The 1337-nt window shown below is 74.3% G+C and carries 1 protein-coding gene; it reads left to right on the top strand.

The window, feature by feature from the left end; translation table 11 throughout:
- Positions 1-466 precede the first annotated feature (466 nt).
- Complete coding sequence (locus tag NBZ83_RS32155) at positions 467-1204, top strand: helix-turn-helix transcriptional regulator (protein WP_261570788.1); 738 nt, start codon at positions 467-469, stop codon at positions 1202-1204.
- Positions 1205-1337: the final 133 nt, after the last annotated feature.

Here is a 1337-nt window from a genome sequence, read left to right as displayed (position 1 = left end):
CACCCAGCCCAGCCACCGGCCGCGACCAGGGTAACTAGCGCATCGTGGTGGTCAACGTTTCCCTTCCCGGCGAGTCGCGCACGGTAACGGGCGTACCAGTCATCCTAAATCATCGAAACATGTAGAGGAAATAATCATGGTACGAATCACGGCATCGCCAGGACGGAATGTCGAACGGCCGATCACACCAGCCGCCGTGGCCGTCGAAGACGCCAACGGGGTGGTCATGAAATCCGTTCCCACGCCGCGATCGGCGCACCGCCGGCACGGCCCGGTGCACCCCGCGCACCCGTCGGGGCCGGCTACCTACCCGCCGCCGGGCCGGTCATCGCGCCGTGTCGCCCGCCCCCGCGAGCCGGCTGGCACCGCGCCCCGTCCTCGCACATCACGGGCATGAGGCAGCGAGATTGCCCAAGTCGCGCCGTTTCGCCGTCAGTCGTGACTGGCCCCTGTCAACGTGGAACGCATGCCGCACCCAGATCGACTGACCGCGATCGTCGAGGAGCTGCGCCGGGCCGGATCCGCCGGGCGAACAGCCGCAAGCCTGGCGGCCCGGCTGGACGTCAGCGTGCGGACGATCCGCCGGGACCTGCTCGCCCTCCAGGACGCCGGGGTTCCCGTCGGCGGGATCTCCGGGCCGGGCGGCGGGTACGTACTCGCCCAGCACGCGATGCTGCCGCCCGTCGCGCTCACCCAGGGCCAGGCGTCCGCGGCCGCGGTGTCGCTGGCCGCCGCCGCGACCGGCCCGCTGACCCGCGACGGTGCCGCGGCGCTGGAGAAGCTGCTCGACATCATGCCTCCGCCGGAGCAGCGACAGATCGCCCAGCTGGCCTCCCGAGGCTGGGCGGGGCCGCCTGTGGTCGCCCGCACGGCGCTCGCCACCACGATCGAAGAGGCACTGCGGGCCGGCCGCGTGCTCGCGATCGACTACCAGGACGCCGCCGGCAGCCGAACCCTGGGCCGCCGGGTGGAGCCGCACCTGCTGGCCTTCACCGGCGGCAACTGGTACCTGCTGGCCTGGTGCCTGGACCGGAGCGGCCCACGCTGGTTCCGTTGGGACCGGATCTCCCGCGCCGTCAACACCGGCCAGCCGGCGGACGACCGCGACCCGTTCGCGATCTTCACCGCACCCCCGCCCGGGGTGCGGCGGGTCCGCCGGGCGCCGGCGCCCGACCCGCGCGGCGAGCCGGCACGACCGAGCTGACCCCGGCCGGCGGGTGGCCCGTCGCCGAGGCGGCGTTCGCCACGGTCGACGGGCCGAGCGCGCCTGGCCGGGTCGCCTAACGCGCGCGCCCGCCGCCCGGCGCGGAGACCTCCCGTGGCTCGGCCCCGTCACC

The organism is Frankia gtarii (assembly GCF_025403375.1).
Lineage (GTDB): Bacteria > Actinomycetota > Actinomycetes > Frankiales > Frankiaceae > Frankia > Frankia gtarii.
Note: the sequence above shows the minus strand (reverse complement) of the source record. Positions and strands in the feature narration are given on the sequence as shown.